This window comes from Pseudomonas sp. GW821-FHT03A09 (assembly GCF_059421065.1).
Map to the genome: position 1 here is coordinate 138536 of NZ_JBWKUX010000001.1, position 26867 is coordinate 165402.

19 protein-coding genes are annotated in these 26867 nt (G+C 61.7%); 10 read left to right on the forward strand and 9 right to left on the reverse strand.

The window, feature by feature from the left end; all coding sequences use genetic code 11:
- Nucleotides 1-83 precede the first annotated feature (83 nt).
- The gene (locus AC07V4_RS00680) at nucleotides 84-665 is read left to right on the forward strand and encodes a LemA family protein (protein WP_492635195.1); all 582 of its coding nucleotides are present in this window, start codon (nucleotides 84-86) and stop codon (nucleotides 663-665) included.
- Nucleotides 662-1825 (forward strand): hypothetical protein, encoded by a 1164-nt coding sequence (locus AC07V4_RS00685; RefSeq protein ID WP_492635194.1) that lies wholly within the window; start codon nucleotides 662-664, stop codon nucleotides 1823-1825. The genes AC07V4_RS00680 and AC07V4_RS00685 overlap by 4 nt, the downstream gene beginning before the upstream one ends.
- On the opposite strand, the gene pbpC is transcribed toward AC07V4_RS00685, so the two are convergent.
- The 8 genes from pbpC to AC07V4_RS00725 form a co-directional block, all read right to left on the reverse strand.
- Entirely contained in the window at nucleotides 1826-4123 is a 2298-nt protein-coding gene (gene pbpC, locus AC07V4_RS00690; protein ID WP_492635193.1) for a penicillin-binding protein 1C, read from the reverse strand.
- On the reverse strand, nucleotides 4104-9914 hold the full coding sequence (locus AC07V4_RS00695; RefSeq protein WP_492635192.1) for an alpha-2-macroglobulin: 5811 nt from the start codon (nucleotides 9912-9914) through the stop codon (nucleotides 4104-4106). The genes pbpC and AC07V4_RS00695 overlap by 20 nt, the downstream gene beginning before the upstream one ends.
- A 135-nt stretch (nucleotides 9915-10049) precedes the next feature.
- The gene (locus AC07V4_RS00700; RefSeq protein WP_431752791.1) at nucleotides 10050-10982 is read right to left on the reverse strand and encodes a phosphatidate cytidylyltransferase; all 933 of its coding nucleotides are present in this window, start codon (nucleotides 10980-10982) and stop codon (nucleotides 10050-10052) included.
- A 1-nt stretch (nucleotide 10983) separates the two neighbouring features.
- A complete protein-coding gene (locus tag AC07V4_RS00705; protein ID WP_492635191.1) occupies nucleotides 10984-11604 on the reverse strand; it encodes a lysophospholipid acyltransferase family protein in 621 nt (206 codons plus the stop codon).
- Nucleotides 11605-11613: 9 nt separating this feature from the next.
- Nucleotides 11614-12057 (reverse strand): hypothetical protein, encoded by a 444-nt coding sequence (locus tag AC07V4_RS00710; protein WP_492635190.1) that lies wholly within the window; start codon nucleotides 12055-12057, stop codon nucleotides 11614-11616.
- Nucleotides 12047-13345 carry a phosphatase PAP2/dual specificity phosphatase family protein gene (locus AC07V4_RS00715; protein ID WP_492635189.1) on the reverse strand — a complete coding sequence of 433 codons (1299 nt, stop codon included), beginning with the start codon at nucleotides 13343-13345 and terminating at the stop codon, nucleotides 12047-12049. The genes AC07V4_RS00710 and AC07V4_RS00715 overlap by 11 nt, the downstream gene beginning before the upstream one ends.
- Nucleotides 13346-13347: 2 nt before the next feature.
- Entirely contained in the window at nucleotides 13348-15102 is a 1755-nt protein-coding gene (locus AC07V4_RS00720) for a bifunctional alpha/beta hydrolase/class I SAM-dependent methyltransferase (RefSeq protein ID WP_492635188.1), read from the reverse strand.
- Nucleotides 15103-15113: 11 nt separating this feature from the next.
- On the reverse strand, nucleotides 15114-15734 hold the full coding sequence (locus AC07V4_RS00725; RefSeq protein WP_492635187.1) for a CDP-alcohol phosphatidyltransferase family protein: 621 nt from the start codon (nucleotides 15732-15734) through the stop codon (nucleotides 15114-15116).
- Nucleotides 15735-16054: 320 nt separating this feature from the next.
- Between AC07V4_RS00725 and hflK (AC07V4_RS00730) the strand changes: the two genes are divergently transcribed.
- The 8 genes from hflK (AC07V4_RS00730) to cfaB all read left to right on the forward strand — a co-directional run bounded on the left by hflK (AC07V4_RS00730) (nucleotide 16055) and on the right by cfaB (nucleotide 25227).
- Nucleotides 16055-17974: a protease modulator HflK gene (gene hflK, locus AC07V4_RS00730; protein ID WP_492635186.1), complete on the forward strand. Its 1920-nt coding sequence runs from the start codon at nucleotides 16055-16057 to the stop codon at nucleotides 17972-17974.
- A 12-nt stretch (nucleotides 17975-17986) separates the two neighbouring features.
- A complete protein-coding gene (gene hflC, locus AC07V4_RS00735; protein ID WP_492635185.1) occupies nucleotides 17987-18982 on the forward strand; it encodes a protease modulator HflC in 996 nt (331 codons plus the stop codon).
- Entirely contained in the window at nucleotides 18979-20013 is a 1035-nt protein-coding gene (gene hflK / locus AC07V4_RS00740; RefSeq protein ID WP_492635184.1) for a protease modulator HflK, read from the forward strand. The genes hflC and hflK (AC07V4_RS00740) overlap by 4 nt, the downstream gene beginning before the upstream one ends.
- Entirely contained in the window at nucleotides 20010-21896 is a 1887-nt protein-coding gene (locus AC07V4_RS00745; RefSeq protein WP_492635183.1) for a cation-translocating P-type ATPase, read from the forward strand. Before hflK (AC07V4_RS00740) ends, AC07V4_RS00745 begins: the two co-directional genes overlap by 4 nt.
- Nucleotides 21897-22013: 117 nt before the next feature.
- Nucleotides 22014-22265 carry a BufA2 family periplasmic bufferin-type metallophore gene (gene bufA2, locus AC07V4_RS00750; RefSeq protein WP_492635182.1) on the forward strand — a complete coding sequence of 84 codons (252 nt, stop codon included), beginning with the start codon at nucleotides 22014-22016 and terminating at the stop codon, nucleotides 22263-22265.
- 65 nt (nucleotides 22266-22330) lie between these two features.
- Entirely contained in the window at nucleotides 22331-23176 is an 846-nt protein-coding gene (gene bufB, locus AC07V4_RS00755) for an MNIO family bufferin maturase (protein ID WP_492635181.1), read from the forward strand.
- Nucleotides 23167-23955, forward strand: coding sequence for an HvfC/BufC family peptide modification chaperone (locus AC07V4_RS00760; protein WP_492635180.1), 789 nt, complete (start codon nucleotides 23167-23169; stop codon nucleotides 23953-23955). Before bufB ends, AC07V4_RS00760 begins: the two co-directional genes overlap by 10 nt.
- 87 nt (nucleotides 23956-24042) lie before the next feature.
- On the forward strand, nucleotides 24043-25227 hold the full coding sequence (gene cfaB, locus AC07V4_RS00765) for a C17 cyclopropane fatty acid synthase CfaB (RefSeq protein ID WP_492635179.1): 1185 nt from the start codon (nucleotides 24043-24045) through the stop codon (nucleotides 25225-25227).
- 76 nt (nucleotides 25228-25303) lie between these two features.
- Here the strand turns inward: cfaB and cls are convergent, their stop codons facing one another.
- Nucleotides 25304-26743 carry a cardiolipin synthase gene (gene cls / locus AC07V4_RS00770; RefSeq protein WP_431750516.1) on the reverse strand — a complete coding sequence of 480 codons (1440 nt, stop codon included), beginning with the start codon at nucleotides 26741-26743 and terminating at the stop codon, nucleotides 25304-25306.
- Nucleotides 26744-26867: the final 124 nt, after the last annotated feature.

Consider the following 26867-nt stretch of genomic DNA (forward strand, 5'->3'; position numbering starts at 1 on the left):
CTGTGGGCCAGTGCCCGACGCGGGCCCACGTTTTACCCCTAGAATGCCTGCCTGTGGATAACTCAGCCAGGGATGCCTTCACCATGAATATAGAACTGCTTATCGCCGGTATCGTCTTGCTGATCATCGTTGTCGGTACGGTGGGCTGGATGGTGGGGGTCTACAACGGGCTGGTGATGCGGCGTAACGATGTGGATAAGGCGTTCGCCAACATCGATGTATTGCTCAAGCAGCGTGCCGATCAGATTCCGGACCTGATGCGTGTAGTGCAAGCCGCCATGAACCATGAGCATGCGCTGTTCACTCGCCTCAGCGACGCGCGCGCGCAATACCTGAACGCCAGCAGCCTGAATGACAAAGTCGACGCCTCCAACCAGCTCAACGCCGCACTCAAGTCGGTGATTGCGGTGGCGGAGAATTATCCGACGCTGATCTCGGGGCCCAATATGGTCGAGCTGCAGCAGGCGATCTCGGCTGTGGAGGAGCGCATTGCCGACCGTCGTGAGTTCTTCAACGAATCGGTCAATCTCTACAACATCGCCATCGCAGTGTTCCCTGATGTGTTCTTCGCGCGGATGCTGAGCTATCAGCGCATTCCACTATTGGCCATCAGCGCCGAAGAAACCCGCTATGAGGGCGTGAAGCTTGAGGTGCCGAGGGTATGAAAACTACCCAGGTGGGCGCCATCGAAAAAAAGCCTCGCTGGAAAACCCTGTTGGTGCTGGTGTTTCTTGTCGGTTTTGTCGGTGCGCTGGCTTACGATCCGGTGTTAGTGGTGCTGTTTTTTCCGGGTTGCCTGCTCATCGGTTTGCTGACCAGTTCCGGCGCCAGTTTCCATAGAGCCGAACAGCGACTGGCCACCAGCCAGATCCGCTCGCTGGCCATGGGGCTGGTGGAAGTGCGCGGCCAGGTGATTGTGGATAAGCCACTGATTTCGCCGGTACATGGCAAGCCTTGCGCCGGTTATGTATGGATCATCGAAGACGGTAAGAAAGACGATGATGGCCACTGGAGTTGGAGCCGCGCCAAGAGCGAGGCGCACTGCAATGACTTTCGTCTGCGGGACGCAACCGGTGAAATCAGCGTGCTTGCCGAAAGCATCGATCTGTTCGGCGACAAGTCGCCTGACGACTATGAATCAATCGGCAGCTCGCAACGCCAGGGTGAAATCCTGCTCAACCAGGACCTTGATGTCATGCTGATCGGCGATGCTTGCGTGCGGGACGGCCAGGCCGTGATCGCCTTGGGCCAATACCCCAAGGCAGTGTTCGGCGTTGCAAAAACCGAGGATGTGGAAAACCGCCGAGTGCTGGCGCCGTTATGGCGAGCTGGCGGTTTCTATGGGGCAGTAGTGGGGATGCTCGGGGTGGGCATCATGACCATGACCCCGGCGCATTTCGCCCAACTGCAATTGCCGGGGCCTGACACTTATCAACAGATGGAGTCCCTGGGGCCGCTGTATCAGCTGTTGGCCTGGTTGTACCGTGAGGGTGGTTTCCCGATTCCCTTCATGGCGGCGTTCGGCTTCATGTTAACGATCTTTATGGTGCTGATATGGGCACGCTTGCTCTTGCCCCAAGGTATGCGCCTGGCGGTGGGACGGGTGCTCGGCGCGTGGGCGGGGTTAGGCATGGTCATCGGCGGCATTGTGACATTGCTGCTGTTTGTCGCTCATGTGGATGTCCTGAAGCAGTTTCTCGTCTGGATGCTGATCCTGCTGGGCACTTTGGTGTTTTCCCTGTTTGAGCAGCGAAAAATGGGTGTCGCCTACCAACATTTTGCCAAGCGCATCAGCAAAGGCAGTCTGGGCGACGAAGACGCATGATCAGGGCACAAACTCCACCCGCAACCCACGGCTGGCACTGCGCCCCTGATCATCACTGACCCGCAACCGATACTCTCCCGATTTGCCCGGCCGCCAGTTCAGCGTGGTTTGCGGCGAGCCTTGGCCAATCAACGTCTGGTTGGCAAACCAATACAGCGTCACCGCATCGCTGGCCGCGTTGGCATTCAATGGGATGCTTTCCTGGGGTTGGGACAGGCGTAGCTGGTAACTCACCTGGGTCAGCGGTGAGCGGATCTGCGGCGCTTCGCTTGAATCGCTGATGCGGTTGGGCTGGCAGTTTTTCATCACATTGGGCGGGGTGCGCCGGGGCAGGCCGGCGGCGCGGTACAGGCGCTGCACGTCGCTGGGCCAGAACTCGAAGACTTCTTCGCGGGTGTACTGCGGATCGAACGGCGGGCACGCGGCCTTGCCGGTGCGGGTGTCGATCAGCACCGGGCGGTGCAGGTTGGAGACGCGAATCGGTGAGACGCCGGGGATGTACCAGGTCTTGCGGGTTTGCGGGCACCAGCGGTTGGGCAACTCGCCGGAGGCCGCACACACGTCGATGCGCACCAACCCGGCGGGCGGTTTGTCGGCTTTTATCACCACGTTGGGTAAGGCCAGCGGCAGGGCGTCGGCGATGCGGAAGAACAGCGGCGCAGCCGTCTTTGCGCCGATAAACGTCGGGTTCGGCCGGCCGTCGAAATTGCCAACCCACACCACCAGCACATACGGGCCGACTAGGCCGGCGCTCCAGGCATCGTGAAAACCCCAGGAGGTGCCGGTTTTCCACGCGGTGCGCCAGTGGCGGCCAGGCAGGCCATCCGGGCGTGGGTTATGGCGCAGCATGTCACGCACCATAAAGGCGGCTTGAGGTGTCAGCAGTGGTTCGCCGGTGGATTGGGGTTGTTCCTGCAGATAGCGCAACGGTCGCAGGTGCCCGTCACCCGCCAGCATGACATACAGGCGTGCCAGCTCTTCGGGCGTCATTTCGCCGCCACCGAGGGCCAGGGCCAGGCCGTAATGGCTTTCGTCGCGTAGCCCTTTGATGCCGGCACGTTGCAGCAGACCGTACAACGAAGGTGATTTGACCTGACTGGCCAGCCAGACCGCCGGGATATTACGGCTACGGATCAACGCATCCCGCGCTGTCAGTGGCCCGACAAAACTGCCGTCGAAGTTTTCCGGCTGGAAGTAGCCGAAGTTACTCGGCAAGTCCTTGAGGATGCTCATGGGATGAATCACACCCTGATCCAGCGCCAGCCCATACAGAAACGGCTTGAGCGTCGATCCCGGCGAACGGCGGGACAACACGCCGTTGACCTGGCCATGGATACTTGTGGATAAGTAATCCGCCGAGCCCACCAGTGCCTTGACGCTCTGGTCACGGCTGTCGATCAGGATAGCCGTGGCATTTTCCACACCGGTGCTGCGCCGCTCGGCGACAAAGCCGGTGATCAGGCGCTCCAGCAGTTGCTGCAAGGGTAGGTTGAGGGTGCTGTTCAGCTCGTTACCGGTTTGGGAGGCCAGCAGTTGTTCGCTCAAGTGCGGTGCCAGAAACGGGATCTGCTGGCGGTTGCGGGCCTCCAGAGGCAAGTCCAGCAAACTGTCGTTGCGTGGGTCTTGTGGATAAGTGTCACGCCAGTCGGCCATCAGCCGAAGCCGCGCGTTTTGCAGTGACGGCCCGAAACGTGCGCGCCGCCCCGGTTGTTGCGGGATCACTGCCAGTGCCAAGGCTTCGGACAACGACAACTGCGCCGCCGATTTGCCGAAATAAATGCGGCTGGCCGCCTCGGCACCTTCGATATTGCCGCCCATGGGCGCCAGATTCAGGTACGCCTCAAGGATGTCGTGCTTGCTGTAACGCGCCTCCAGCCACAGTGCCAAAGCCATTTGCTGCACTTTGCCCGGCACTTGGCGCGTGTTCAGATCCCACAGGCGCCGCGCCAGTTGCATGCTCAAGGTCGAACCGCCCTGGCGCTGCCCGCCGCTGTAGGTGGCCATGGCTGCGCGCAACAACGCCGGGGGGTTGATCCCCGGGTGCCAGTAGAAATTGCGGTCTTCCTTGAGCAGCAAGGCTTCGATCAATGACGGCGACATGCGCTCCAGCGGTAGCCACAGGCGATATTGCCCATCATCCGCCAAGGTCATGCGCAGCAGCGAACCGTCGTCGGCCAATACTACCCGTGACGACGTGACGGCCTGTTCCAGCGAGGTGTGGGGCCACAACCGCAGCCCCACCAGGATCACTGCCGCTGCCAGCAGCGGCGTCAGGCGTTTAAGGCTTGGTAATTTCAAGCTGGCCTACTTTGCCGCGCCCTTGCAGGGTGGTTTCGTACATACCCTCGGCGTAGGCCGGTGGCGTGTTGAAGGTGCCTGCGTTGGTGGCGCGCACACGATAGACGAAGGTACCGACGTCACGCAGGGCAGTGCCGTACAACACCACTCGATCATCCCGCACGTCCACGTATTCCGGCTGCCAGTTGCTCAGCTCGGTCTCGCCGATCGGCGCTTGCCAGGCGTCTGCCTCTTCGTCACCGTCGGCGGTTTCCACATACTCGGAATCATCGCCTTCACTTTCCTCGGTGCTGGCGGCTTCCGGCTCCGGCGGCAAGTTATACACAGGCTCGACACCACCTGGCAGCAGGTCGACCACGGCCACTTGCTGCACCTGGTCACGGTCGGTGGCACGCAGACGCAGACGTACCAGGAACTCATCACCCACGGCGACCTTGCTCACCGGCTCGCCTTTGAGGTCGAGGTATTCGTGGATGATTTCCAGGCCATTGTTGATCGGCTTGAGTTTGGCGCCCTTGTCGAAACCGGCTTCGCTGAGCATGTAGAACGCGGCCGGGCCATCGGTTTTTTCCATCACCAGCTTTTGCGTGGTGCCCGGTACGGCGGCACGCGGTGGCTGGCCGGCCATTTCCAGCAATTGCTGCTGCTTGTCACCCAACCAGGCCGTGGCCTTGAGGGTCATGTCGCTTTGTGCGCGCTGGCCGTAGTTGTCCAGGGCGCGCAGCAGCAGTGCCGCCGACAGTGAGTTGTAGCGCTGCTCGTTCAGGCGTTTGCCGAGTTTATCCAGCAAGGCCGTCGGCACATCGTCCAGCAACTCGGGGAAGTGTCGCGCCAACAGGTGCAGGTGCTCGGCATCGTGCACCAGCGGGTCGTAATACAGGCCGTCGCTGTCCCACTTATCCACCAACGAACGCCATGGGATTTTGCGGAACAGCGTATCGGCCTGGCGATCCTGCTTGAGCAGCTTGTAACTGGCGGCGAGGTAGGCGGCGCCCAGGTCGTTCTGCCAGCTGTCCTTGAAGTAGTTTTCGTAGCGTTCGCGGATATCGCTCAAGGCGCCGCTCACCAGAATCCCCTGACGACTCAGCAGGTAACTGGCGTAGGCCCGGTTGCGCAGTTCCGACAGGCCTTCGCTAGGACCATTGGCCAGCTCTGTCAGGTAAGCGTTAGAGCGCACCAGCAAATCTTCCGGTACAGGCAACCCGCGCTCCTTGGCTTCGATCAGGAAGTCAGTGGCGTATAGGCTGGCATACGGCGCAACGTCCGGGTTGGCGGCCCACAAGCCGAAGCCGCCGGCCGAGTTCTGACGCTGGCGCAGCATGCGCACCGCGCCGCTGAAGGCCTGCTCGGCCTCCGGTGCAGTGCCGCCCCAGATCAACGCCGGCATGGCCTTGGACACCAATTGCTCGGTGCAGGCGTAGCCGTAGTCGTCCAGGTAATGCTTGAGCCCGTTGGCCCACACCAGCGGCGAGGCTGCCACGCCCAGTTGCACATCGCGAAATTGGCTGAACAGCTCACGGGTCGGCTTGAGCTCTTTGCTGGCGCTGTCGAAACGGCCAAGACTCAAGGCGACACGATGCTCGCTCAGTGGCCGGATCGACGTGGTTTCGGCGACTTGGATGCGTTTGCCGTCCGGCAATACCGCCACAAAGCGCAGGTCTGCCGAGCCGAGGGTTTCGCCGACCTTGATCTTGAACTCAGCGGTGCCCTCCTTGCGCGGTTGCAGTGACAACGTACTGCCCTTGTCGCCTTGCACAAGCAGCCCGGCGCTGGTCTGCACTTCAAACTTCACATCCGCTGCGGCGTCGAGGTTGCTGAACACCCCGGCGCTGACATTGAACACATCCCCTGGCGCCACGAAGGCTGGCACGTTCGGCGTAATCACAATCGGGCCGCGTACTTCAGTGTTGGACTCGCTGACGCCGACGCTGTCGCTATCCACGGCCACTGCAAACAGGTGCAACTTGCCGTTGAAGCTGTCTGGGACCTGGTAATGCAGCACGGTTTCACCGGCCGGCAAATCCACCAGCCCGGACCACCACGCCACGGGTGGCTGATGTTTACGCTTGAACGGGTTCAAGTGGTTGGCCAGGGCGCCTTCGGTATCGCCACCGGGCGCTGCCCCACTGAGCAGGCGGCTGAATTCCGGCAGGATCAGGTCAAGAATCTGACTGGTTCCGACCTCCAGCGCACGTTTCTGGAAGAAGAAGCCCAGCGGGTCCGGCGCCTGGTAGCGCGCCACTTGCAGGATGCCTTCGTCCACCGCATACACCACCGCGCGCCCTGGGCGGTCGGCAGTCACTTTGATGTCCAGCGTCTGCCCCGGCTCGATCTTCTCTGGCCCTTCGACCTTCAAGGCCATGCGCCGTGCATCCAGGTTGATGCTGAACGGCACCACACCGTAGGACAGCGGGCTCATGTATACCTCGGCCGACCCCATGTCTCGCACAAACTGCACGTTGACGTAGGCATTGCCTTCAAGCCCTGCTGGTACGCGGATATGTTGCACGCTGTTGGTGCTGTCTGCCTTGAACCACTGCTGGGTGTAGACCTTGTCGCGCTCGATGGTGATCAAGCCGGCACCGGTGTACGGCGCCCGAATGCTGATAGCGATTTCATCACCCGTGGCATAGCTGCGTTTATCCAGGCGCAGTTGCAGTTCGGCGTTGCGCTCCAGGGAGCGCGAGGTGTTGCCACGCCCGGCCACGCTGTAGTCGATCTGGTTGAGCAGGTTACCGTTGGCGTCTTTCAGCTGCAGGGTGAAATCCCCCGGCGTGCCGGTGTTCAAGGCCTGCTTGGCGCCTTCCTTGCTCATCGTCAACGGCGAGGCAGGCTGGCTGATGTTCTTGATGCGCGACTCGTACTTGTAGGTGCCATTGGACTGTTTCACTAGCACCGACACATAGCGGTGCTCGACCACTTCAGTGGTCAGGCCATCCACTGCCAGCGGGGTAAGGTCTGGTGCTACGGCCAGCCATTGCACTTCACGCGGGGCGTCCTTGGCGACGTACGACAGCGAGTCCTGACTTTTCACACCAACCAGGTAAGGCGCAGACGACACCAGCAACGCGTTTTGCGCCGCGACGTTACGCCCACCTTCGGCCTCGAACACCTGGGTCATCACTTGCAGGCGGTAGGTGCTGTTGGCGAAGCGTTGCAGGTTGAGGTCGAGTACAGCCTGGCCGTTGTCGTCGACGGTGGTTTCGGCCAGGTCTTCGGTACTGGCTTCTTCCAGGCCGTTGTTGAGGCGGAAGTGGTAGTCGGGGTAGCGGTCAAACGCCGCGAGCGTCGGGCTCAGGGACATTTTGCCGGTAACACGCCGGCCGGACGCCGGGGCGCCGAACAGGTGCATGGCGGTGACTTTGGCCACCACCTGATCCGGTGGGATCCAGCCCAGCACCGGCGTGTCGTGCAGGCTCAGGCTGACTTTCATTCGGTCCGGCTCGAAGTCGCGGACCTTGAAGTTGACGCTGCCCAGGTCAGTGCGAGTTTGCTTCTGGCCAATCAACTGCAAGGTCGCGGTGTAATCACCGGAGGGGGCGACTTCGCTGCTGGGGAAATCAAAGCTTTCGAATCCGCTGGCTGACAGCTTCAGCGGCTGGCGAATCACTTCCAGGCCACGGGGGTCGGTGATTTGCAGTTCCACCGGCAGGCCCTGCAACGCGCCTTTCCAGTTACTGCTGCGCACAATCATGCCCAGGTGGGCGGTTTCGCCAGGACGATACAGGCCGCGGTCGGTGAACAGATAGGCACTGAGGCGATCAATCGCACCGTCTTCTTGTAAACCACCTACATCGAAGCGCGACAAATCCAACTGTTGGGACTGACGGGCAATCGGCAGGAACGATTGGTCATTGCCGCGAGTGGCCACATACATCAGCGGCGTTTTCTCACGACGCAGTTCATCCAGCTTGGCGAAATGCGCGTGGCCTTCACTGTCGGTATGGCCGCTGGCGACCGGCAATCCGTTGCGACCCATGATGTCGACTTGCACGTCGGATACGGGCGAACCGTTGCTGATGGACTGCACGTACACATCATGGCTGCCGTCGCTGGAGCGCTTGGCGATGATGCCCAGGTCGGTCACCACGATAAAACGCAGGTCGCTGGTACTGTTGCGCTCGTACTCGAAAGTACGCTCGGCCTTGTCATCCTGCGGGCTGAGCTTGAGTACGAAAATACCGCGACGGCCACCGTTGGCGGTGAGGTAGTGGCTCAGGTCGACGTTGTCATAAACGGTTTTCGCCGGGTCATTGGACGACAGCGGAATGTCCAGCGCCTGACGCTCAACCATGCGATCAAAATATTCGTTGCCGAAATTCGGCCGGGCAAAGCTGCCGCTGCTCTGGTCCACCAGGTGTTGCAACTGGTTGGGCAGCAAGCGGGCGATTTCCACGTGGGCGCCGGGCACGCCACGGGCCATGAAGCCCAGGCGTTTTTCGCCATTGAGGCTGAGCAGTGCGCCGTCAGACAGAAACTGCAAGGTGCGTGGGTAGGCCGGCATGCTGATCAACGATGCGGTAGGGTTCTTCGCCAGGTAGCCGCCGATGGCTTCCAGGTTGGCGGGAACCCGCACATACAGCGCGCGACCAGCCGGGGCCTTGAATTTGAAGGCATGCAGCGTGTTCAGCGGTTCGACGCTGGGCACGTGGGTCAGGTTGACCTTGGTGCTGCGGGCGAGCAGGGCGTCGTCGATATCGTTGGCGTAATAAGGGCGTGTATCGTCCTGGGCCTTTTCCGGCAGCAGCCAGGCCTGGACCTTACCGGCGATGGTCTCATCGGCTACGGCGCTGGAGCTGCTGAACATCAATACGGGTTCGGGTTCACCGCGCTCGTTGTCGACGAAACTCACTTCGGCGCCGGTAAAGGTCAGGCGGTAGCGACCCGGTACGGTGACTTCCGACACCAGTGGCGCGGTGCTGGCGTTGCCGCCATCGCGGGCCTTGATGCCTTCTTCGAGCTTCGCGCTAACCGGCGTGCTTTCCAGCGGCGTGGCCAAGGCGGCGGAGCGGACATAGGCGTTGAGCTTTTTCTCGTCGAAGGTGATTTCCGGGCGATTGGGCAACTGTGCGTCGCGGTAGGCCAGGCCTTTGCCGAGGGTGACCGACACACGCTTGCGCAGGCTGTCTTCATCCACCGGGTGGGAAAAATGGAAGGTGGCTACCAGCTGTTTCAGCGTCGGGTTGGACGGGTCCTGGTACAGCTCGTTTTGCGCCAGGGTGGCGCGGAACGGTTGGGTGGAGAACTGAGCACTGTATTGATCCAGTAGCACGCCGCCGGCCAGCAGGTTTTTCTTGCTCATATCGAGCGTGTAACGACCGTCGATGGGCCAATCTTTTTCCGGCACGAACAGCAATGTGTGGTCATCGGACCAGCGCCAGGTCCCGGCTACGTTGGGTTTGAGGGTAATGCCCTCAGTGACCGGCTTGCCAATCGCTGCCAGTGGGGCCACGGATTCGGCGAAGCGCACCTGCAAGTTATCCACAACCGGTTGCGGCTGGGTGTAGTCGGTCAAGTTCGGTTTGTGCAGCGAATAACCCACGGTATGGGGTTTCGGCAGGTGGGAATACCACTGCCAGCCATAGAAACCGGCGCCGGCCAACAACGCCAGGCCCAGCACTCCGGCGCCGGCTTGGCGCGGATAAGCATGAGCCTTACGGCCCAGGTTGGCCAGGCCATGGCCGATGGTGCGCAGCCAGAGCGGCGGATGCCATTGACCGAAAACGGCCCCCACCACAGTCAATAACGCACCGACAATACGGCGGCTGATCGCTTTCAACGAATCGAACATGGTGAGCATCCCTGGCAAAGTGCGGCCTATCTTACACGCGTCCTTGATACAAAAGATGACGTGAATACACCGCAAAACAAGTGTGGGAGCAGGCTCCCGCATTTTTGATCTTCATTGAGTGTTAGAGCGGTGGCATCAGGTCCACCAGAACCGCACCAGATGAAAGAAAATCGGCGCCGCAAAACACACTGAATCCAGCCGATCCAGCATCCCGCCATGCCCCTCGATCATATGTCCCCAGTCCTTGACGCCCCGGTCGCGCTTGATCGCCGACATCACGATGCCGCCGGCAAAGCCGAGCAGGTTGATCAGTAGCGCGATCAAGAACGACTGCCACGGGTTGAACGGCGTGGTCCACCACAGTGCTGCGCCAATCAGGGATGACAGCAGAATCCCACCCACAAACCCTTCCACGGTTTTGGACGGCGACAAATTGGGCGCGATCTTATGTTTGCCGAACAGCTTGCCGCACACGTACTGCAGCACATCCGACAGTTGCACCACGATCACCAGGTAGGCGATCAGCAACAGGTTGCGGCCCTCGTAGCCAGGGATGTCGAGGGTCAGCAACGCCGGCACGAACGACACGCAGAACACCGCGATCATCAGGCCCCATTGCACCTTGGAGGCACGTTCCAGGAAGTGCGTGCTGTCGCCCCCCAGCGAAGCGAGGATCGGCAGCAGCAGGAACACGTACACCGGGATGAAGATCGAGAACAGCCCGTACCAATCCGAGTAAATCAGCAGGTATTGCAGCGGCAACGCCAGGTAGAACGCGGCCACCAGGGCGGGGTAATCGCTGCGACGGGTAGGCGTGAGGGTGAGGAATTCGCGCAGGGCATAGAACGACACCGCGTAAAACAGCAGGATCACCGCGCCGGTGCCGAGCCAGAAGGCGATGCCGATGACCACCACCATCACCCACCAGGCGTTGATGCGTGCGTTGAGGTTGTCGATCACCGCATTGGGTGTGCCACGGGTGCGCAGCTTGAGGATCAGGCCGATCAGCGAGGCGAGCACCAGGATCGCGCCGATGCCGCCGAACAACATCAGGGTTTGGCTATCCATGTCAGACGTGCTCCGGGGCAAGGGCGAGCAAAGCGTCGCGGCTGCGGGCGAGGAAGGCGGCTTTGTCTTCGTCTTGCGCCAATTGCAGCGGCGCGCCGAAGCTGGTGGTGCACAGCAGGGGCAGCGGCAATACGCGGCCTTTGGGCATGACCCGGTTCAGGTTGGCGATCCACACCGGGATCAGTTCGGCCTGTGGGTAACTTTTTGCCAAGTGGTACAGGCCGCTTTTGAACGGCAGCAGGCCGTCCTCCAGATTACGTGTACCTTCGGGGAAGATGATCAGGGAATCACCCCCTTCCAGGGCCGTGAGCATGGGCTGCAGAGGGTTATCCACAGGGTCTTTGCGTTCGCGATCGATCAATACACCGTTGAACACCCGGTTGATGATGTAGCGGCGCAAGGCACTGGCGTTCCAGTAATCGCTGCCGGCCACCGGGCGTGTGAATTTACGCAGGTTCTGCGGTAACGAAGCCCACAGCAGCACGAAATCGCCGTGGCTGCTGTGATTGGCGAAATAGATGCGCTGCACCGGCACTGGCGCACAACCGAGCCACAGGCTACGGGCACCGGTGACGGTGCGGGCCATCGAGGTAATCAGCGTGGCGACCACGGGTTCGAACATGGGAATTCCTTATCCGGCGAAAGGTAGCCAAGGGCTGGCGAGGATCACGGCCAAAGTCAGCAAGGTTTGCGCGCCGAGCAGCCAGGCTTGTTTACGCAGCAATTTAAGGGCGCCGCGACGGCGTTCGGTCCAGGGCCGGCCTACACGCTTGGCCGATTGCAGGCCGAGGCTCAGCAGGGCCTGATCGAGGTCTGGAGTGCGGGTGATGTCGCGGGCCAGCAGGGCGAACAGGTCGGCGTCAAAGGCCACCCGCAGTGCCCAGTACTTTTGCAACAGGCCGAGGATAATCATCCACAGGGCAAGCAACAGGCAGATGGTCGAAATACTGGCCATCAGCAGTTGCGCCAGGCCGAACAAAAAGCCGAGCACAGTCAGGCCTGTGGATAACTGATCCAGCGAGCGACCACGGCGTAGCAGGCTGGCGGTCACTTGGAGTTCCATATCAGCGGGCATGGGGTAAACCCTCCAACGCTTCTCGGTGAGCGGGGTGCAGGACCACGGTGGCCCGTGCTGTACGAATAATAGCCAGTGCCTCATCCACCGTAGCGGCGCGCCCGCTGTACAGCAGCCAGGCGGCAACGGCGGTGGCGCTGCGCGAATAACCGAGGGCGCAGCACACCAGCAACGGGCCGTTAAAGCGCAATTGTTCGATGGCTTGGGCCGCTTGCAGGCATTCAGTGGGTGTAGGGGCGATCAGGTCCAGCACAGGGATGGATTGATAGGCGCGGCCCTGTGGATTAATCGGCAATTCAGCGCAGAGATCGACGATGGCGTTGAAGGAACTCTGTTCGCTGATCGCAGGAATTCGCCCAAGCCAAACGTTATCCACAATCAGGTCGGGTTGTGGGTGCTTGCGTGTCCACAGGCGCGAATTGATCCATGCACCCACCAGGTAGGGCGCATACAGCCAGCGTGCCGCTGGGGTCAACCGACCATCGGCGCGTTTCTGAAAGCCCGATGCGCCGAGCACGAAGTAATTCGCCTTGATCAAACCCAGGGACACCGCCGGCCAAAGCAGCCATAACCACCAGCCGCCCAGCACAAACGCCAGGATCACCAGCCCCACTGCGCCCAGGCCATATCGCACGCCCAGGCGCCAGCGCTGGGTATCGCGGGTCAGTCGTGCATTCAGCAGCGGGCTGGGATGCTCCACCGGCCACAACCACACGCACAGCCAACCGGCGAGGGCGCCTGTGGGTAAGTCGATAAAGTGATGTTGATAAGTGGTCAGCACCGAAAGGCCGATCAAGGCGAACCAGCCATGCACCACCCAACGCCAGAAACCCTGGGTGTGGCGTTGGTACATGACCCACAGGATCACCAGCAGCGCGATATGCAGCGACGGCGCCTGGTTGAACGGCTTGTCGAAGCCGGCGAGCACGGCGAACAGCCAGCCGAACACGCCGTCCAGTTCCGGGCGCTCGAAGGTGAAGCGCAGCGGCCAGATCAGAAAGCAGCTCACCGCGATCACCTGCGCGCTGAGCAGGCGCAGGGCGTGTTGCTTCAGTTCGTGACGACTACTGGGCAACAGCAGCGAGAAGCCGTAGAGCAGGTCGATGGACCAGTAGGGCACGATGGTCCATGCCCAGAACGGTATATGGGTTTCCCAACTGAACACCAGGGTGCCGACGTCGCTGCGCTGGCTGGTGACCCAGGTGGCGAAGCCGTACGTGCTGAAAAACAGCGGTGCCAACAGCAGCAGCCATAGGACCGCTGGTTTTAATAGGCCGGGTTTGCGCATGTTCAGATCTTCTGTGCCAGGGACACGCTGAAAATCCCCCACTCATCCACGCGCTGGGTGATCTTGCGAAAGCCCGCCGCTTCGACCAGTTGATCCATTTCTGCCTGGCTGCGACGGCGCATCACCCAGGCCTGGCCCTGACGATGGCTGGTCAGCGCGCGGGCGATCAGTTCCAGTTGCGGGTGCCACGGTTGGCCGGTGTAGACCAGGTAACCACCGGGTTCCAGCGCTTCGGCCAAGCCCGCCAATGAGCCGCCGACCATGGCGTTATCGGCGAACAACTCATACAACCCGGACACCACCGCCAGGGTCGGCTTAGGTTCCAGGGCAGCCAGATTCGCCCGGTCGAACGCATCGCCTTTGACGAACTGCGCGATATCCCCCAGGCCTTTTTCGCGAATCAGTGCGCCACCGTCGCGCACGTTGATATCGCTGTAGTCGCGCAGCAGGATCGATTCCGGCAGCGGCGACACGCCCTGCAAGGCTTCGAGAATGTAGCGACCGTGACCGGCAGCGATATCCACAATACGCACTTGGCGATCATCCGCACGCAACTTGGCCATGGCCAAACGCAGCAACTCCTCGACGTTGAGCTTGCGCTGGCGGATGCCGCGCCAGCCGATGGAGTTGAGGTAGTTGGTGTCGATCATCCGCCCCAGCCCACCCTTGCCGGTGGGTTTATTGCGGTACACGTAGTCCAGGGTGCTGCCGGAGTCGAAGCCGGTGTCGAAACCCAGTTTCACCCCGTCCGACAGGTTCTTGCCCAGGCCCATGCTGGCACGGGTCATGCGCCAGTACAGGTCGCGCAGGGAGTTGTGCGGCAGTGGCGCGGCGAGGGCTTCGGACTCGGCGCAAGTGGCGCCCAGTTTGTCGGCATCCAGCAATGAGGCGCGGTCCAGCGGGTGCGCAAAGTTCTGCAGGATAAAGCGCTTGGCGCTGCTCACGGCCGTGGCGCGGTCGCGTTCGCCGAGGGTGTCGTGGAAGAAACCGGGCAGGATATGCAGCTCTTTCTTCAAGCTGCCAAGGCGGTCGAAGAATTGCTGCTGGGGTTTGCGGTGTACCACAAAGTCGGAACCGGAGATCAGCAGTTGTGTCGGCACTTGGATCGCCTGGGCATCGGCGACAACCCGGTCGGCGGCTTCGTACAGGCCCAGCAGCACATTCACCGAAATCGCCTTGGTGATCAGTGGGTCGCTGTCGTAGGACGCCACGCGCTCCGGGTCATGGCTGAGGAACTTGGCCTTGACGTAACTGTTGACGAAAAAATTGCCACGGAATCGGCGCATCAACGCCAGGCCCAGCCGTGCGAAGGGGACGTAGAGCTTGACCTTGAACGCCGGGGAGGCGAGCACCAGGGCGCGGATTTTTGGTGCGTAATCGTGTACCCAGGTGGCAGCGATCACTGCGCCGACGCTTTGGGCGATGACGGCGAAGTTTTCTTCTTGAATGTCGTAAGTGGCGCCGATGTGATCGCAAAAGGTTTGCACGTCGCGAGCGCTGGTGGCGAAGCTGGGGCTGTCGCCGCGCTCGCCGGGGGATTGGCCGTGGCCCCGGGCGTCCCAGGCAAAGAAATCGAACTGTGGCAGGTCGAGTTCGTCGACCAGATGGGCAATACGCCCTGAATGCTCGTGGCCGCGATGGAACAACAGGATCGCTTTGCGCGGCTCCCCGTTCGATGGCGTGGTGGCCGGCCAGTGCCGGTAGAAAAGCTCGACGCCATCATGGGTACTGAAGGTGTGCTCTTGCTGTTCGCGCATCGCAAAAATCCTTATGCAATCGGAGGGGTTTGTTCTTCTTTGAGGCCTTGGCGCACGCGGTTGACCAAGGTGTAGGCGAGCAGGGCGGCGACCAGCCACATCACGGTGTCGACCCAAACGGCGTCGAGCCAACCCAGTGCCACGCCGGTGGCCAGCACGCCCAATACAAACGCCCGGTCGCTCTTGCCCATCGGCCCGTCATAACGCCGTGATGCCCCCACCATCGGCCCGAGTACGCCCGCGTATTCACTGAACACCGCCAGCAGCGACACCAGCAATACCGGCGCCAGGCCCACGCCCGGTATCAGCGCAAACGGCAGGATCAGCGCGCTATCGGCAATCACATCGCACAGTTCGTTGAGGTAGGCGCCCAGGCGCGATTGCTGGCCGAACTCGCGGGCGAGCATGCCGTCGATGGCATTGAGGGCCATGCGCAGGATCATCCACAGCGGGATCAGCGCAAACAACCACAGGTGTTGGGCAAAGCTGGCGATCAGCAGGCCGACGAGCAAGGAGACGACCCCGGCCAGCACGGTGATCTGGTTGGCGGTGGTGCCGTTGTCGTAGAGGCGCTGCACGAGGGGACGCAGCAGGTTTTGAAACTGCGGCTTGAGTTGGTAGATGGAAATCATGGGGAGTGGCGCTTCCTTGTCCGTGAACCCGCGAAAAACTGTTTCCGAGTGTGCCGGTTAATCCTGGCCTGCACCAGTGATGGCGCGTGTTTATGGGGGTTTAGTCACGCTCTCGAGTGCAACGCCGCGCACCCGTGGGAGCTGGCTTGCCTGCGATGAGTGCTTGTCAGTCGACTTATCAGCGGCTGAGCTACCGCTAGCGCGGGCAAGTCCACTCCCACGAGGGATTTGCGGTGTGTTCAAAAGCTGCGTTTATCGGACAAAAATTTCACGCCCTGTGTTATATCGTAACTAATTGTATGTAAGCGGGCGTTAAGTGGATGCAAGTGGATCTAGAAGCTGACGGCGCTTCGGTTGAGGGCCTGCCGCGTTTTCAGCAGGGGCTGTTCCATGCCCGTCGATTGAGACAAGCCGGTATCAGCCTGACGGCCCTGGCCGTTACCGGATGGGTGCTGGCGCTGTTTGTCGCCTTGTTTGCACCGCTGTCGATCTGGCCGGTGGTGCTGATCAATTGTTCCTCGGCGTTGTTGGTGCTGGTGGCTGGCTTGCAATCGGCGTGGTGGGTCGCCGACTGGCGGGCCCAGGCGCTGGAAGAACCCGCTGTTGATGTGGAGCCTGTGGCGGACACGGACGGCTACGCACGGCTGATTGGGCGTTTCGGCAGCGGCCTGCTGGCGCAGATCGGCGCCCCGGTATTGTGGTTGTGCGGCTGGTCCCTGCTGGCGCTGGTCAGCATCATCGAGTTCTGGAACCTGGCGTTGCCCGCCGCCGCTGTAGGCCAATCCGCCAGCATCGGCGCTGCGCTGGCGTTGGCGCTGGCCTTCGGCTTGCTGGTGTTCGAGCGCCGTCTGGCCCAGGAAACGCCTGCGCAATGGCCGGAAGCCTCGCAATTGGCGCAGTTGAGCCGGGTGGCGATCATCTGCCTGGTGATCAGTGCGATTTGCCTGCTGTTTGCCAGTGCTGAATCGGTCTGGCCACTGCGCCTGGCGACGCTGGTGGGGCTGCTGCCGGCGCTGGTGGCCTTGGAGTTTCTGCTCCGAGGCGTGTTGTCGCTGTTCAGTCCGCGCCAGCCGCGCCTCGAACCGCGTTTGATGGCTCAGAGCTTTATCGCCGGGTTGCTGCGCTGGCCGCCGCAACCCTTGCTTGCCTTGCAGCACGAACTGCACAACCGCTTCGGCATCGACCTGCGCCAGATCTGGGCGTTTACCTACATGCGCCGGGCATTCCTGCCGGTGTTGTTGGTGGTTCTGGCGGTGGGCTGGTCGCTGACCGGCGTGCATGAAGTGCCCCTGCAAGGTCGTGGGATTTATGAGCGCTTCGGCAAACCGGTAGAGGTCTTCGGCCCTGGCCTGCATGCGGGATTGCCGTGGCCGTTGGGCCGCGTATTGACTGTGGAAAACGGCGTGGTGCACGAACTGGCGACCAGCGTCAGCGAAGCCGCCATCCCTGAACTGGCCTCCGCCGAAGGTCCGGCGCCGACGATCGCCAACCGGTTGTGGGACGCCAGCCATGTGAACGACAAGTCCCAGGTGATCGCCAGCAGCAGCGGCGACAAGCAGAGCTTCCAGATCGTCAATATGGACGTGCGTTTCGTCTACCGCATCGGCCTGACCGACCGGGCCGCGCTCGCTGCCACCTATAACAGCGCGGATGTGCCGACGCTGATCCGCAGCACCGCCAGCCGCATCCTTGTGCATGATTTTGCCTCGCGCACCCTCGACGAATTGCTCGGTGAGCAACGCACCAGCCTCGCCGATGAAGTGGGCCGTGCGGTGCAGGCAGACCTGAACAAGCTCGACAGCGGCGTGGAAATTCTCGCCACGGTGGTGGAAGCCATTCACCCACCGGCCGGTGCTGCCAATGCCTACCACGGCGTGCAAGCGGCACAAATTGGCGCGCAGGCGCTGATCTCCCGTGAGCGCGGTGCCGCCAGCGAACAAACCAACCAAGCGTTGCTGCAAGCCAGTACCGCCCGCGACCAGGCACTGGCTACCGCCCGCGAAGTGAACGCCGGCGCCCAAGCTGCCGACCTGCGTTTTGCCGCTGAACAAAAGGCTTATGCCACCGCAGGCAAGGCATTCGTGCTCGAACAGTACCTCGGCCAACTCAGCCAGGGCCTGGCCAACGCCAAGCTGCTTATTCTGGATCACCGCCTGGGCGCCGAAGGCGCGCCGACGATCGATCTGCGTTCTTTTACGTTGCCGGCCGACCCAGTGGCGCCGCGCAAAGCCGTTCAATAAGGAGTCTGTCTGTTGAGCGCTCATTCTCACGATCACGGTCACGGTCATCATCATGGCCATCACCACCACCATCACCACGGTGATGAACAGGCTGCCGGCCCCTTCCCATGGCGTCGCATGGCCTGGGCCGTTCTGCTCGTGCTGTTTGCGGTGGCAGCGGCCAGCCTGGTGCAGGTACGTTCCGGCGAAGCCACAGTGATTACCCGCTTCGGCAATCCATCGCGGGTGCTGCTGGAGCCGGGCCTCGGCTGGCGTTGGCCGGCACCGTTCGAAGCGGCGATCCCCGTGGACCTGCGCTTGCGCACCACCTCCAGCGGCTTGCAGGACGTGGGCACCCGCGATGGCCTACGTATCATCGTGCAAGCCTACGTGGCGTGGCAGGTGCAGGGCGATGCCGACAATGTGCAGCGCTTTATGCGTGCTGTGCAGAACCAGCCGGATGAAGCGGCGCGACAGATTCGCACCTTCGTTGGCTCGGCACTGGAAACCACGGCGGCGAGCTTCGACCTGTCGAGCCTGATCAACACCGACGCCAGCCAGGTGCGCATCGCCGATTTCGAGGCGCAGTTGCGCCAGCAGATTGATCAGCAATTGCTCACCACCTATGGCGTGCGCGTGGCGCAAGTGGGCGTCGAACGCCTGACCTTGCCGTCGGTGACCCTCACCGCCACTGTCGACCGCATGCGCGCAGAACGTGAAACCATCGCCACCGAGCGCACGGCTGTGGGCAAGCGTGAAGCCGCGCAGATTCGCTCCGCCGCCGAGCGCGATGCACGGATCGTGCAGGCCGATGCCACGGTGAAAGCCGCCGATATCGAAGCGCAATCGCGGGTCGAAGCCGCACAGATTTATGGTCGCGCTTATGCGGGTAATCCGCAGTTGTACAACTTGCTGCGCTCGCTGGACACCTTGGGTACGGTAGTCACGCCAGGCACCAAGATTATCCTGCGCACCGATGCCGCGCCGTTCCGCGCGCTGGTGGATGGGCCGAAGGACATTCAGCCATGATCGAGCGTGACAGCCCGGACAGCCCGTGGATTCAGGCCGGGCGTCTGACTTTCCTGGCGCTGTACGCGGTGACCGTGTTGGCGGCGTTGGCCTGGGCATTTTCCAATGTGCGCCAGATCGACCCGCAGAACCGTGCCGTGGTGCTGCATTTCGGCGCACTGGACCGCATTCAGAATGCCGGGTTGTTGCTGGCGTGGCCGCAGCCGTTCGAACAGGTGGTGCTGCTGCCGGCCGCGGATCGTGTGATCGAGCGACGGGTCGAAAACCTGTTGCGTTCGGACGCGGCGACCCAGGCTGATCGCGTGGCCAGTTTCGCCACGCCTTTAAGTGATGCACTGGCCGGCTCCGGTTACTTGCTGACCGGCGATGCCGGGGTAGTGCAACTGGATGTGCGGGTGTTCTACAAGGTCACCGAGCCTTACGCGTTTGTGCTACAGGGCGAGCATGTGCTGCCGGCGTTGGATCGGCTGGTCACTCGCAGCGCCGTGGCCCTGACGGCCGCCCGGGATTTGGACACCATTCTTGTGGCACGCCCGGAGCTGATCGGCACCGACAACGGCGCCGCCGAGCGCCGCGAGCGGCTGCGCGGTGATTTGGTGCAAGGCATCAACAAGCGTTTGGCCGAGTTGGCCTCCACCGGTTTAGGCTTGGGTATCGAAGTCACCCGTGTCGACGTGCAATCGAGCCTGCCGGGCCCAGCGGTGAATGCGTTCAACGCGGTGCTGACGGCCAGTCAGCAAGCGGATAAAGCCGTGGCCAATGCGCGTACCGAGGCGGAAAAACTCACCCAGACCGCCAATCAGGCCGCTGATCGTCTGGTGCAGGTCGCCCACGCCCAGGCCAGTGAGCGCCTGGCCAATGCCCAGGCGCAAACCGCCACCGTCGCGAGCCTGGCCCAAGTGAAAGACCCTGGGTTGTTGCTGCGGCTGTACCGCGAACGCCTGCCGAAAATTCTCGGCCAGGCCGGTTCCGTGACCACGGTCGATCCTAAAGACGACTCCCGCTTGATCATTCAGGGAGCCGAACAATGAGCGCACCCATGCTGACCTCCGCCGAGCAGCGCAGCGCTGCCCGGCAATTGACCCTGGCCATGCTGGCCTTGGGGTTGTTGATATTGGGCCTGGCGTGGCGCTGGCTGGCGCCGGATCAGACGGGCGTGAGCCAGTTGCTGCTGGGCGTGGCGTCCTTGCTGGTGGCCGTACCGGTGATGCGTTCGGCCTGGTACAGCCTGCGTTTTCCAAGCCTGCATGGCATCACTGACCAACTGATCGCCCTGGCCATGCTCGGCGCCTGGGCCACGGGTGATTTGCTGACCGCCGCGTTGCTGCCGATCATCATGATCTTCGGTCACGTACTGGAAGAGCGCAGTGTGATTGGCTCCCAGGAGGCGATTCATGCCCTGGGCAAACTGACCCGCAGCCATGCGCGGTTGGTGCAGGCCGACGGCAGCATCGTGGAAGTGGATAACGGCACGCTGAACACCGGCGATATCGTCGAAGTACGCGCGGGTGACCGGGTACCGGCCGATGGCGTGGTGCTGTCGGGCCAGGCGAGCCTGGACACGGCGCCGATCACCGGTGAGTCGGTGCCGCTGGAAGCCAGCGTGGGCGTGCAGGTGTTTGGTGGGGCGATCAACCTCGACGGCTTGTTGCGCCTTGAAGTGACCCGCACCGGCAACGAGTCGACCTTGGGCAAGGTCATCGCGCTGATGCAGAACGCCGAGCGCTCCAAACCGCCGATCACACGGCTGCTGGAGCGCTATGCCGGCAGTTATATGGTGCTGGTGCTGTTGCTGGCGGCGGTGACCTGGTTTGTGACCAACGACGCCCAGGCGATGCTGGCGGTGCTGGTGGCGGCGTGCCCGTGTGCCTTGGTGCTCTCGGCGCCGGCCACGGCGATTGCCGGGATCGCGGTGGCGGCACGGCATGGGATTCTGATTCGCAGCTCGGCGTTCCTGGAGGAGTTGGCGGACCTGACCTCGTTGGTGGTCGACAAGACTGGCACGCTGACCTTTGGCACGCTGCGCCTGCAATCCATTGAAACTTCGGCACCGGATCGGCAGGTGTTGCTCAACCTGGCGGCCAGCCTTGGGTCGGCCAGCAGCCATCCGGTGAGCCGCGCGTTGGCGGGCCTGGCGACTCAGGAGCAGATGTTGGTATTGACCGACATCCGCGAACGTCAGGGCCTGGGCGTGGTGGCGCAGACCGAGCAGGGCGAAGCCGCGCTGGGGCGGCCGGAGTTGTTCGAGCAATTGGGTATTGCGACCACAGCGGTCCCGAACCACGATGGCCCGATTGCCGGGTTGGCGTTGAACGGGCAGTTCCTCGCCTGGCTGTTGCTGGCCGACAGCGTCAAGCCGGAAGCACGCCAAGCGTTGCAGGAACTGCGTGACCTGGGCCTTGGCCGCCAACTGCTGCTGACCGGCGACCGTCAAAGTGTCGCCGACAGCCTGGCGCTGGACGTGGGCATCAGTGATGTCGAAGCCCAAGCCTTGCCGGAGGACAAGCTCAACCGTGTACTCGGGGAAATCGGCAGCGGCTTTCGCCCGATGGTGGTGGGCGACGGCATCAATGACTCCCTGGCACTCAAGGCCGGAGTGGTCGGCGTGGCGATGGGGGCGGGCGGGGCGGATATCGCCTTGGCGTCGGCGGATGTGGTGTTGATCGGCAGTGATCTGCGCCGTCTGGGCACTTGCGTGCGCTTGAGTCGCCAGTGCCGGCAGACGTTGCAGGTGAACGTGATCATCGGCTTGGGCTGGACGTTGGCTATTGTGGTGTTCGCGGCGTTTGGCTGGCTGGGGGCGGCGGGCGCGATGATTGCGGCGGTGCTGCATAACCTCAGTACCTTGCTGGTACTGGGTAACGCTGGGCGTTTGTTGCGCTTTCAGGAGCCGCTATTGAAGCTCGACGACTAATTTTCAGAAATATTTGCACACGGCTGTAACACCGATGGGGGGCCTCACTCTAGTGGTGTGTCGAGACTGCGCAATCCGTTCAGACCGACTCCACTACCGATCTATGAGGACTACACAATGAACATCAAACAAGCCGTTTCCGGTGCTGCCCTGGCTATCGCTGCTGCCTCCATGTTTGCCGGTGTCGCCACCCAGGTACAGGCTGCCGACGCTCCGGTTCATTGCTACGGCGTCACCTCCTGCAAAGGCATGAACGATTGCAAGACCGCTGAAAACGCCTGCAAAGGCCAGGCTGTCTGCAAAGGCCACGGCTTCAAAGCCATGAGCAAGGCTGAGTGCACCAAGGCTGGCGGCAAAGTCGGCGAATAACCGACAGATAAGTGCATCCGCAGCGGTCGCCACCACCGCTGCGGACACTTTCCCAGGAGTGAATCATGTCCGCTTCCCTTCCGAGTCTGGGTTACGGCCTGGGCTTACGCAGTGAGTACTACCAGCAGATTCTCGAACAATCGCCACCCGTGGATTGGTTCGAAGTGATCTCCGAAAATTACCTGGTCCAGGGCGGTAAAGCCCTGTATTACCTGGACGCGATAGCCGAGCGCTATCCCCTGGTGATGCATGGTGTGTCCTTGTCCATCGGTGGGCCACATGCCCTCGATATCGATTACCTGAAGCAAATCAAACAGCTCGCCGAGCGCATCCAGCCGGCATGGATTTCCGATCATCTGTGCTGGAGCCGCGGCAACGCGCATCAGTTGCACGACTTGCTGCCTTTGCCTTACACCGAGGAAAGCCTCTATCACGTGGCCGCTCGCGTTCGCCAAGTGCAGGACGTACTGCAGCGTCCGCTGGTGTTGGAAAATGTCTCGAGCTATGTGCGCTCCAAGGCGGATGAATTCACTGAGTGGGAGTTCCTCAAGGCCCTGGCCCACCTGACAGGCTGCCAGTTGTTGCTGGACGTCAATAACGTCTATGTCAGTTCCCGCAACCATGGCTTCGATGCCTGGACCTTTATCCGCAACCTGCCGCCCGAGAGCATTCGCCAGCTGCATCTGGCCGGGCATATGGACTACGGCGACTATGTGGTCGACACCCATGACCATCCGGTGTGCGATCCGGTGTGGGCGCTTTATCAACAAACCCTGGAGCACCTGGGGCCGGTCTCGACGCTGTTGGAGCGCGACGATCATTTCCCCCCGTTCGAAGAGTTGCTCACCGAACTGAACAAGGCCCGTGAGCTGGGCGCTACTGCCTTGGCCAGGAGATCGTTATGCGCCTGACCGATTGGCAGTTGGCCTTTGAGCAACACCTGCTGTCCGAGACTCCGGTGGCCAACAGTGGTTTTGCCGCCACTTTGCTGGGCGGGCCGACCCTGGACGTCGACACGGGCCTGGCGATCTATCACAACGCGTACCTGTCGCGGCTGCTGGAAGTGTTGCGGCATGACTTCGGTGCCGTCTGGTATTGGCTGGGGGATGATGAGTTCGCGTCTCTGGCCGAAGCCTATGTGCGACGCTATCCGTCCGCCCATTACAGCCTGCGCTGGCTGGGTGAGCGGTTCCCTTCGTTTATCGTTGAGCACCTGGTGGCTGAACAGAGCGCGCCGCTGGCTGAACTGGCGCAGCTGGAATGGACCTTTACCCTGGCATTCGATGCGCCGCAAGGTGAGCTGCTTGGCTTGAATGATATGGCGCAACTGCCGCCTGAGGACTGGCCGGGTTTGCAGGTTACCTTGGCACCCTCGGTGCAACAGCACCTGTGCCAGTTCAATAGCGTGTCGATCTGGCGTGCGAGCAAAGATGAGTCGGACTTCCCTGGCAGCCACATGCTGACGCCGGCACAAACCTGCCTGGTATGGCGCCATGAGAACGTGTGTCACTACCGCAGCCTGGAACCTGAGGAAGCCTTTGCCCTGGCGGGAATGGTGACCACCGGTTGGAGTTTTTCAGAACTGTGCACCGAATTGGCAGTCACCTATGCAGAGGGTGCGCCACTGCAGGCGGTGACGTGGCTGAAGCAGTGGGTCCAGGACGGCTTGCTCGAACGTCGAGCGTCATAGGCGAGCGCTATCAATTCGATAGCCTCCTACTTTGTCTTCGGATGGTCTACCCTGACTCCAGACGTCTGAAACAAGGGGGGACTACTCATGCTCGCGCAACTTCCACCGGCCTTACAGAATCTTCAGCTACCGCTGCGTCTTCGACTCTGGGACGGCCATGAATTCAACTTGGGCCCCGAGCCCAGTGTGACCATCGTGGTGAAGGACCCCACGGTAGTGACCAAGCTGACCCATCCAACGCTCGATTCACTGGGCGAGGCCTTCGTCGAGGGCAAATTGGAGCTGGAAGGCTCCATTTCCGAGGTTATTCGGGTTTGTGACGAATTAAGTCACGCCCTGATCGAAGACGACGACGGGAGTCGTCCGGTGCGCTCGATCCACGACAAGGCCACTGACGCAGCGGCCATTTCCTATCATTACGACCTGTCCAACGAGTTCTACCAGCTATGGCTGGACCAGGACATGGCGTACTCCTGTGGTTATTTCGAAACCGGCAGCGAGTCCATCGACCAGGCCCAACAAGACAAATTTCGCCACCTGTGCCGCAAACTGCGGTTGCAGCCGGGCGAGTATTTGCTCGACGTAGGTTGTGGCTGGGGTGGGCTGGCACGGTTTGCCGCGCGGGAGTTCGGGGTCAAGGTGTTTGGTATTACCCTGAGCAAGGAGCAGTTGGCGCTGGCCCGGGAACGGGTGAAAGCCGAGGGCCTGCAAGACCAGGTGGACCTGCAGCTGCTCGACTACCGCGACCTGCCCCAAGACGGTCGTTTCGACAAAGTGGTCAGCGTGGGCATGTTCGAACACGTCGGCCACGCCAACCTGGCGGAATACTGCAAGACTCTGTTTGGCGCCGTGCGCGAAGGCGGCTTGGTGATGAACCACGGCATTACTGCCAAGCACACTGACGGTCGCCCCGTGGGTCGTGGCGCCGGGGAGTTCATCGAGCGTTATGTGTTCCCCAACGGCGAGCTGCCGCACCTGGCGATGATGACCGCTGAAATCAGCGAAGTCGGGCTGGAAGTGGTCGACGTTGAAAGCCTGCGCCTGCACTACGCTCGCACCTTGGATCATTGGAGCGAGCGCCTGGAAGACAACCTGGAAGCAGCGGCGAAGATGGTGCCGGAGCAAGCGTTGCGTATCTGGCGGCTGTACCTGGCTGGCTGCGCCTATGCGTTTGCACGGGGCTGGATCAACCTGCACCAGATCTTGGCGGTGAAACCCCACGCCGATGGCAGCCATGAGTTGCCGTGGACGCGGGAAGATCTCTATCGCTGACCCGATTTTCCAGAGCAATGGAGATCCAAATGTGGGAGGGGGCTTGCCCCCTCCCACATTTTTACCGCATTGTTTGTTAGAGAATCGGTGAAATAAGCCGCGCCACCCGCATGCCCAGTTGTTGCAGGCGACGGGTCTCGCGGCTTTCTTCCTGGCTGACTTCATGGGCCAGGGCGAAGTCGTCCAACAGCATGTGTTCAACCTCGCCGGCAAACACCTCATCCACTGTCAGCAACATCACTTCAAAATTCAGCCGGAACGAACGGTTATCCATGTTTGCACTGCCGATGGCGCTGATTTCGCTGTCCACCAACACCACTTTCTGATGCAAAAAGCCCGGCGTGTAGCGGAACACGCGGACACCGGCGCGCACGGCCTCGATCGCATACAGACTGGACGCGGCGTAGACGATACGGTGGTCGGGGCGCGAGGGCAGCAACAGGCGTACATCGACGCCACGCAGCACGGCCAGGCGCAGCGCGGAGAACACGGCCTCATCGGGGATGAAATACGGGCTGGTGATCCACACCCGCTCAGTCGCCGCGTGGATGGCCTCGACGAAAAACAGCGAGCAGGTTTCATAGGGATCGGCCGGACCGCTGGCGAGCAATTGGCAGAGCACGCCGTCTTCGGGGTAGGCGTCCGGCAGGATCAGCGGCGGCAACTCGCGCGCGGCCCAGAACCAGTCTTCGGCAAACGATTCCTGCAGGCAGGCTACCACCGGGCCGGTGACTTGCACGTGAGTATCGCGCCACGGTGCCAGGGGCGGTTTTTTACCCAGGTATTCGTCACCGACGTTATGCCCACCGACGAACCCGGTGATGCCATCCACCACCACAATCTTGCGATGGTTGCGGAAGTTGACCTGGAAACGATTGAGCCAGCCGCTGCGGGTGGCGAACGCCTTGACCTGCACACCCGCGTCGCGTAGCGATTGCACGTAGTGATGGGGCAGGGCGTGGCTGCCGATGCGGTCATACAACACGTACAGGGCTACGCCTTGGGCTGCCTTTTCCTTCAGCAGGGCATGCAACTGCCTGCCAAGCTCGTCGTCATGAATGATGAAAAACTGGAACAGCACGGCGGTTTTGGCGTTGCGGATCGCCTCGAAGATTGCACTGAAGGTGGCATCACCATTGATCAGCAAACGCACTTGGTTGTTGGCCAGGCACGGCATGCGCCCCAGCTTGGGCATGGCCCGCAGCGAAGAGTAGGCGCTGGAGTTACGCGCGGCGAGGGCTTCGTCGACCCAAGGGCGCCAGTTCAGTTCGGTGATGGCGGTGTGCATTTCCTGGTTGGCCTGGCGACGCGCCTGGATGTATGCGTCGAAGGTGCTGCGGCCGAAGATCAGGTAAGGGATCAACGTGAGGTAGGGCATGAACATCAGCGACAAGGCCCAGGCGATCGAGCCTTGGGCGGTCCTGACGGTCAGCACCGCGTGGATCGCGGCGAGGGTCCCGAGAAAATGCAGCGTGGCAATGAAGTAGGCGAGCAGGTGCGGGCCAAAAAAATCCATGAACGACATCTCTCCAGGCAATCGAGTGCCTAACAGACCATGTCTGGCGGCGAATGTCGCTATTTTATTTGCCATGCAACACTGGCGCCTTTATGGCGTCTAACGCCCACAATTACCCAGGAGT